This window comes from Loigolactobacillus backii (genome assembly GCF_003946275.1).
Lineage (GTDB): Bacteria > Bacillota > Bacilli > Lactobacillales > Lactobacillaceae > Loigolactobacillus > Loigolactobacillus backii.
This window is the reverse complement of sequence record NZ_RHNQ01000073.1, coordinates 1-8,500: the sequence shown is the minus strand read 5'-3', so window position 1 is coordinate 8,500 and position 8,500 is coordinate 1. Positions and strand designations below refer to the sequence as shown.

6 protein-coding genes and 2 pseudogenes are annotated in these 8,500 nt (G+C 40.9%); 6 read left to right on the top strand and 2 right to left on the bottom strand.

The genetic code is table 11. The features are described 5' to 3' along the window. The 4 genes and pseudogenes from EKM61_RS10340 to EKM61_RS10325 all read left to right on the top strand — a co-directional run. Positions 1-126 (top strand): annotated as a pseudogene (locus EKM61_RS10340) (IS30 family transposase); the annotation flags it as partial. A gap of 150 nt (positions 127-276) precedes the next feature. Then, positions 277-3,435: a type I restriction endonuclease subunit R gene (locus EKM61_RS10335; protein WP_068377483.1), complete on the top strand. Its 3,159-nt coding sequence runs from the start codon at positions 277-279 to the stop codon at positions 3,433-3,435. Positions 3,436-3,448: 13 nt separating this feature from the next. Beyond that, positions 3,449-5,071, top strand: a complete 1,623-nt coding sequence (locus EKM61_RS10330) for a type I restriction-modification system subunit M (RefSeq protein ID WP_068377481.1) — start codon at positions 3,449-3,451, stop codon at positions 5,069-5,071. Further along, positions 5,061-6,293 (top strand): restriction endonuclease subunit S, encoded by a 1,233-nt coding sequence (locus EKM61_RS10325; protein WP_068377478.1) that lies wholly within the window; start codon positions 5,061-5,063, stop codon positions 6,291-6,293. Before EKM61_RS10330 ends, EKM61_RS10325 begins: the two co-directional genes overlap by 11 nt. Positions 6,294-6,402: 109 nt before the next feature. Here EKM61_RS10325 and EKM61_RS10320 read toward each other — a convergent pair whose 3' ends face one another. Together EKM61_RS10320 and EKM61_RS10315 are read right to left on the bottom strand one after the other, a co-directional pair. Then, a complete protein-coding gene (locus tag EKM61_RS10320) occupies positions 6,403-6,747 on the bottom strand; it encodes a type II toxin-antitoxin system PemK/MazF family toxin (RefSeq protein WP_001748110.1) in 345 nt (114 codons plus the stop codon). Further along, on the bottom strand, positions 6,741-7,004 hold the full coding sequence (locus EKM61_RS10315) for an AbrB/MazE/SpoVT family DNA-binding domain-containing protein (protein WP_003643337.1): 264 nt from the start codon (positions 7,002-7,004) through the stop codon (positions 6,741-6,743). The genes EKM61_RS10320 and EKM61_RS10315 overlap by 7 nt, the downstream gene beginning before the upstream one ends. Before the next feature lie 85 nt (positions 7,005-7,089). On the opposite strand from EKM61_RS10315, the gene EKM61_RS10310 reads away from it, so the two are divergent. Continuing rightward, a complete protein-coding gene (locus tag EKM61_RS10310) occupies positions 7,090-7,677 on the top strand; it encodes a site-specific integrase (protein WP_033609932.1) in 588 nt (195 codons plus the stop codon). Between the two features lie 452 nt (positions 7,678-8,129). Next, positions 8,130-8,429 (top strand): annotated as a pseudogene (locus tag EKM61_RS10305) (helix-turn-helix domain-containing protein); the annotation flags it as partial. Positions 8,430-8,500: the final 71 nt, after the last annotated feature.

The window sequence follows — 8,500 nt, the reverse complement described above, 5'->3', positions numbered from 1 at the left end:
GAGCACATTAGTGCTCAAGATTTAACGACGACGTTACTCCAAATTAACCAGCGACCGCTTAAAATACTCGACTGGCAAACACCGTATCAGGTTATGCTGACAAATTTGTCCAAAAATTCGGATTAAATTTGCAATCTACCACAACACCAATAATAGTTGGTGGCATTTTTGGTGACAATCTACCCCTAGCTATATTAAATTATGAAGCCTAAATGCTAATCTGTTTGCGTATAATAAACTAGTGAGTAATTTAAAGGTGGGGGAAGGAATGTTTTTATGTTGGAACTGTCATTTGAAAAAGAAGTTGTTAAAACCCTAACGACCGGAAGTAATCAATGGGTGGAACGAAAAGACCTGTATGGTGCGACGCCGGATCAATTATGGGCTAATTTTCGCGATAAATTAAATAACAATAACTATGCTAAACTGCAGGGACACCCTTTAACTGATACCGAATTTAATCAGGTTAAACGGGCGATTGAGGTCCGGACACCTTACGAAGCAGCTAAGTTACTAGCCGCCGAAAATGGCATTGGCAAAGTTGAAGTTGAACGTGATGATGCTAAGCTGGGCACGGTGACGCTCGAGTTGTTTTGGAAAGCGGACGTTGCTGGCGGTAAATCTAGTTATGAAGTGGTCCGGCAAGCAGTGCGACCACGGTTAGCTGGTACTCAAGATGTCGATCCTGATCGCCGTTTTGACGTAACCCTATTGATTAATGGGTTACCCTTAATTCAATTGGAACTAAAAAAAGCCACGGTCGAACTTAACCAGGCTTTTAATCAAATTGACAAATACGCGCAGGAAGGTAAATATACGGGGATTTACTCGCTGTTGCAAATGTTTGTGATTATGACGCCGGATAGTACGGCGTATTTTGCGAATGCCGAACCGGATCATTTCAATAAAGCTTTTTTGTTTAATTGGCGAACGCGGGATAATCACCCCGTGGAAAACGGCTTAGCGTTTACGCGCCAAGTCCTTAATATTCCCATGGCCCACAAAATGGTCAGTGAATATACGGTCATCGACCAAGAACGTCAGAGCTTAATTCTCTTACGGCCTTATCAGATTTATGCGATTGAAGCCGTGATGCACCGGATTCATGACCATCAAGATGGCTTTGTTTGGCATACCACGGGTTCTGGTAAAACACTCACCTCATATAAAACCGCTAAATTAGCTGCGCAAGATCCCGGTGTCGATAAGGTCATCTTCTTAGTTGACCGGCGGGATTTAGACGAACAGACAACCAGCAACTTTAGTGCCTATGCTGCCAATGACGATATTGCCATTAACGAAGCCCAAAATACCGGTGATTTAATGCGTAAGTTGCAACAAAATGACGGTAAGGTCTTGGTCACCTCGATTCAAAAGCTCCATCGGGCGGTCAAAAAAACGCAAGCCCAGCTGGCAACCGGTAAGCAATCCCGCTTTAGTAAGACCTTAAAGCAACGGGTGATCTTCTTTGTTGACGAAGCCCACCGGTCGCAGTTTGGTAAGATGCAAAAGGAAATTCGGGACGCGTTTGTCAATAGTAATTGGTATGGTTACACCGGCACCCCCATCTTTAATGAAAATAAAAAACAGCTCAAGGGTGATCTAGCGGTCACGACTGAGGAGCTATTTGGTAAAGTCTGTCACGTTTATAACTTGCGAGATGCCTTAGAGGACCAAGCCGTGTTACCGTTTAACGTCGAACATGTAACAACAATTGGCAAAGACGCTTTAATAACCCGGGCCCTTGAAAAAGAAACTCAGCGCGTCAAAGCTCGTCGTGATAAGCAAGGCCGCCTGCTGAGTACAGCTGATAAAGCAAAAATTCAAGCCAAGATTCAAGCGATGTCAGTCAAGGACTTGGAAGAAACATATTTAACTCCGGCTGACTTTGAGACCGATGAACATATTAACCAAGTTGTTCAATATATTTTACAAAAAGGCCCACGTAAAACCAGCTTGGGGCATGGCAACTACAATGCGATTTTGACTACCAGTTCCATTGAAATGGCGCAACGCTATTATCAAGCCTTTAAGGCCGCTAAAAGGACTATTCACAATCAGCTAGATCCTGATTGGCCCCGAATTGCGATTACTTATTCATTAAGTGAAAACGAAGATCAGAGTGCGCAAAAACATGACCAAATGGCCACCATTTTAAAAGATTATAATCAGCAGTATCACACTAATTTTGATTTAACTGATTTGAATCTCTACAACGAAGATGTCGCGAAACGGGCCGCCCGGCGTGAGGCTGTCTTTGCTCATTTACCAACGGATCAAGAAATTAATTTAGTGATTGTGGTGCGGCGATTATTAACAGGCTTTGATGCCCCTCGGCTAAATACGCTCTTTGTTGACCGCACCTTAGCCTATCAAGAACTTATTCAAGCCTACTCACGCACCAACCGGCTCCAAAACCGGGAATTAAAACAAGAAGGCCAAATTGTGACCTTTCGGGTACCGGCAATCATGGAAGCTAATGAACGTGAAGCTTACAAGTTATATAGTGGCGAAGGCTCTTTTAATGTCATCATTCGTCCCACTTATCAGCAGGCCGTCTTAAAATTTCAAAAGGCCGTGGTCGCTTTAAAAACCATTGCCCCAACGCCGACGGCGGCCGATGACCTGAAAGGAACTACTGCCAAGGTACAGTTTGTGAAAGCCTTTCGCCAAGTGAATCAACAATTGAATTCCTTATCCATGTACAACGATTTCACTTGGGAGAACAGCGAAAAGACTTTTGGTATTGCTCAGCCCGAAGTAGAATCCTATACGGGTAAATATCTGCGGATTAAAGCGGCGGTTACTAAGAAAGTCGTCCCCGAAGAGTTGGCCGCTTTAGACTTTTCCTTAGCCGTTGGTTCAGTCGTCTTGGTGGATTATGATTATTTGACGCAATTAATTCAAGATTGGATTGATGAACGGCAACGGTACTCGACGCCTGATCAAGCCCAAGCGCATATGACAGATTACCTGCAAAACAGTGCCAAAGTACAGGCTAGTTTGAGTAAATTGGCGGAAACGCAACCGCAACAGGCCCAGTTAATTCGCGAAGCCATGCCTTATATTGAGCAACAAATGCAACAGTCTCAGCAACAGAGTGACCAAAATCAAGCGCCAGTAGCGTTGAATGCTCGGGAGTTGGTGGCTGATTACGCCCAGAAACAATTGGTCAAAAAAACGACGACCTTTGCCCATACGTGGGGCTTAGATCAAGCAGCCCTATTACGGGTGGCACGTGAACACACCGTGGGTACTGATGAATGGCATCATGAACAAGAATTAACGCAGTCAGCGAATTTAGCAGCGGCCTTACAAGCTCAAACTGCCGCTGGGCCGAAGATTCCAGCTATTTTGCCACTATACCGGATTAAGTCCCAGGCCGCTTGGCGGCAGTTTATTGAACACGATTTAGCAATTTATCTACAAAAATAAGTGAGGTTAAACAATGTCAGAAAAAGCAACGCAAGCTAGTCAACTTGAAAGCGCCCTATGGAATGCGGCCGATGTCTTACGCGGGAAAATGGACGCTTCTGAATACAAAAATTATTTATTGGGGTTAATTTTTTATCGGTTTCTATCTGAGAAAACCTTAACGACCTTTAGTGATTGGGCAGGCGAAACCGAAAATGTCACCCGGAAATATGCTCAGTATATGGATCCGCAGTTTGAATTGGAAGGCGTCTCGGTGCAGCCCAGTTTAGTGGAGTATTTGCAAAACACGCTCGGCTATTTAATTCAACCCCAGGCGTTATACGCCACCCTGATTGGCAAGATTCAAGCCCATACTTTTGCGTTAGACGATTTATCTCAAGCACTTCATGATCTGGAACTGTCGACACAAAATCTATCTTCAGCGCAAGACTTTTCGGGCTTGTTTGCCGATGTGGATTTAAGTAGTAATAAATTAGGCAGTTCTTTACAACAACGGAACCAAACTATTAGTGATACTATGTTAGCTTTAAATGCGATTGATCTTATCCATCATCAAGGCGACGTCCTAGGTGACGCCTATGAATACTTAATCGCGCAATTTGCTAGTGATTCTGGTAAGAAGGCGGGTGAATTTTATACTCCACGGCAGGTGTCCGACATTATTGCCCAGATTGTGACTTATCAGCGCAATGCAGGTGACAACCAATTGCGGACTGTCTATGATCCAGCAGTTGGTTCTGGTTCGCTGCTATTAAATGTCGGACAGCACGTGCAAGAGCCCAGTTTAGTGAGTTATCACGGCCAAGAACTGAACACCACGACCTTTAACCTGGCCCGAATGAATTTAATGTTACATGGGGTCTCGTATGACGATATGCACTTACGCAATGGTGACACGTTAAGTAAAGATTGGCCGGTTGACGAACCTTACTTATTTGATGCGGTCGTCATGAACCCGCCCTACTCGGCACACTGGGATAACAGTGATAAACGCTTGTCTGATCCCCGCTTCCGCGACTATGGCGTCTTACCGCCTAAATCTAAAGCCGACTTTGCCTTTCTGCTACACGGATTTTATCATTTACAAGAGCACGGAACTATGGGCATTGTCTTACCCCATGGCGTGCTATTTCGGGGGGCTAAGGAAGGTAAGATTCGCCAAAAGCTCCTGTTAGATAACCGGATTGATGCCATTATTGGACTACCCGCCAATATTTTTCATTCCACTGGTATTCCAACGTTAATCATGATTTTAAAGAAACACAAAACCACTGATGACGTCTTATTTATTGATGCGTCTCGGGAATTTGAAAAGGACAAGAATCAAAATAAGCTAACGGCAGCCAATATTCAAAAAATTGTGACAACTTATCAAAACCGGCAGGATGTCGATAAATATGCTCATGTGGCCTCACCGGCGGAAATCAAGGAGAATGACTACAACTTAAATATTCCGCGCTACGTTGATGCATTTGAACCGGAACCCGACATTGATCTGAACCAAGTTAAAGCTGATCTTAAGCAACTGGACGAGAAAATCAGTCAGAATGAACAAGCCTTTAATGAATTAGCTAGCCAGTTAGTGGCCACCCACGTTAATGACCAGTCAAAACCGGAGGCTCACAATGAAGGATAAACAAGCTAAATATCCGCAATTAAGATTTAAAGGTTTCACTGATCCTTGGGAACAGCGTAAGTTAGGGGAATTAGGAAAAATTTATACAGGCAACACACCAAAAACATCTGATTTAGATAATTGGACGGATAATAAAGAGGGGCATATTTGGATTACACCAACAGATATTGATAAATTAATTATGTCGGATTCAGACAGGCATTTAAGTGAGCAAGGTTGGTCTAAGGCTCGTAAGATACCTGAAAATTCTGTTTTGATTACTAGTATTGCGTCAATTGGGAAGAACACAATCAATGCTGTTCCTGTAGCTTTTAATCAGCAAATTAATGCAATCGTTCCAGAAAAAAATGATTCTTATTTTATTTTATCGGCAATGATAAAAGACACAGCTCGTTTTGCATCAGTGGCTGGTCAAACTGCAACGGCAATTATCAATAAAACTACTTTTGAAAAATTTCAGATTGCAACACCAAGCTATGAAGAACAACAAAAAATTGGGTCATTTTTCAAACAACTTGACCAAACCATCACTCTTCATCAGCGTAAGTTAGATTTGCTCAAGGAACAGAAAAAAGGCTATTTGCAGAAACTGTTCCCTAAAAATGGTAGCAAGTTCCCGCAATTAAGATTTGCAGGGTTTGCTGACGATTGGGAAGAGCGTAAGTTATCTGACGTAGCTAATCACAGAGGCGGAACAGCTATTGAAAAGTATTTTGACAAAGATGGTGTATACAAAGTTATTTCAATTGGTAGCTATGGATTAAATAGCCAATACGTTGATCAAAATATTCGCGCAATATCAAATGAAATTACAGATGGACGAGTTGTTAATTCTGGAGAGCTCACCATGGTGCTAAATGATAAAACTGCTAATGGAACAATTATTGGAAGAACTTTACTGGTAGAAAAAGATAACGAATATGTTATCAATCAACGAACTGAAATTATTTCACCGAAAGAAAACTTTGATTCTAATTTTGCATATACCATACTTAATGGTCCTTTTAGAGAAAAAGTTAAACGAATTGTTCAGGGGGGAACGCAAATATATGTTAACTATCCTGCAGTTTCTAATCTAAATCTAGAACTACCTAAGATTGAAGAACAACAAAAAATAGGCTCTTTCTTCAAACAGTTAGATGACACTATCGCTCTTCATCAGCGTAAGCTAGATTTGTTGAAAGAACAGAAAAAAGGCTTTTTACAAAAGATGTTTGTTTAGGGTCTATAACTATCAAATCGCCCCTCAAAAACATTGTTAAAATAACCCCCAATATCTATAATGTGGATATTAGGGGTTATTTGTTTTAATATTAAAGAAATGACTTCTTCTATTTGTCATCAATACTAAACAATAATTTGTACAAAGTGATTATTTCTTCTAGTTCTTCACGCGATACATGATCGACAATAGTTTCATCAGTGACATGTCTTGCCCGTAAATCTAAGGCTATGGTTTGATCTAATAATACTTTTCCATATACTGTTTGACTACTAGTTAGTCGATGATACATTGGAAAATTACGCTTGGTACTGCTAATTGGAGCCACAATCGTCATGTTACTTGTCTGACAGACTAGATCATTGCTCAGAGCAATGGCTGGTCGCTTATTCATCTGTTCATGACCACGGCTTGGATTAAAGTTAACATAAAATATATCACCTTGGCTTACCATTGAAGTTCATTACCTTCTGACTTTCCCCAATCAAGCTCGTGATCCCTTTTCCCGTCATCTTTCCAATCCTTAAATAGTTCGTGAATATTGGTTGGGTTCTTTTTTATTGGTGTTAAAACAATTGATCCATTTTCAATGGTTATTGTCATATCTTGGTTATCATCTAATTTCAGTTGTTTAATAATTTGGCTAGGAATTCTAGCAGCTTTCGAGTTTCCCCACTTTGCTAAGCGTGTTTGTTCTTTAATAAGTTCCATATTTTCCCCTCCTAAATTATTATTACAAGTCAAGTATATCCCGTGTAGATACACAATGCAAATATTCTTACTGGAGGTCATTTACATGCAACAAGTTGTCTTACCCATCAAAGATTCAAACGTTCTTAAAGAGGTTCAAGATACGTTACTCAATAACTTTAAAGCTGGCCGACGTAACTATACGATTTTTCAAGTTGGTAAAGCGACGCTACTGCGAGTGAGTGACGTTATGGGCTTAAAACAGGCCGATATTTTTAATCCGGATGGTTCTATTAAACAAAATGCGTTTATTCATGACCGAAAAACTGGTAAACCTAATACCTTGTACCTTAAGCCTGTTCAAACAGAGCTCTTATTGTACCGTCAATGGCTGCTTGATCATAAACTAGCATCTGAATGGCTCTTTCCTTCCATTCAACACCCCGAGCGCCATATCACTGAAAAACAGTTCTACAAAATTATGAGTAAGGTTGGCGATTTATTAGGAATTAATTATCTAGGTACTCATACGATGCGCAAAACCGGGGCTTATCGTGTTTACACGCAATCAAATTACAATATTGGCCTAGTCATGCACTTACTAAATCACTCAAGTGAATCAATGACTTTAGCTTATTTAGGCTTGGATCAAGCAAGTACAGAAAACATGTTGAACCAAATTGATTTTGGGTAAATTGGTTTGATTTTGTTGTCGCCAACGGCGACTTCTGATACAGGCTTTTAATGGGCCTAGCACAACATAGAATAAATTCTATGTATAAGTGCGCATTGACCTCGTTTTACTCGGTCTGATGATAACCATAAAATCAGTTTTTGCTTTTGTTAAACTGAATGTATTTTTAATTCAATTTATACTTGCACTTAACTAAGTTTGTTATGCTTTAGATACTTAAAAAGTGTTGCAGATTCCACTGCTTTAAGCCAAAATTTTTTAATTACTTTGTTCAGAGATTCTTTATAACCTTAGCAACAAAATTTGAATAACCAACTGTAAGAACTATGTATCTAAATTGAAATTATTATTTTCCCGCGTTTACAATCTAAGTGCAACACATAATTAAATAGACCAAAAAGACCATGATGACCTATTCTTATAAGCAACCAAGCACATAAGAAAGGCACATCATGACCAACATCAAGCGTACCATCTCTAAGGCTTACCAACAACTATCAAATTTTGATCGCGTTCGCATTGAAACTCTGCTCAATCAGGGATTCTCCCAAGCACGGATTGTCCGCGAACTCAACCGCTCTCGTAGTACTATTTCGCGTGAGATCACTCGTGGCTCCGTTCTACAGCGAATTCCCGGGCATAAGGTAGCGTTGATTTACTTTGCTGATACGGCAGCTTATCTGCACGCTCAGCGGCGGGAGCGGTGTCGACCCAAGACGATGCTTGAGAAGAACCCCGAGTTTTACGCCGCCTGATTTAATGCTTTCCATGGTTCAAATAAGTTATTAATCACGATTAATGATTTATTTGAGCTGTGGAAGGT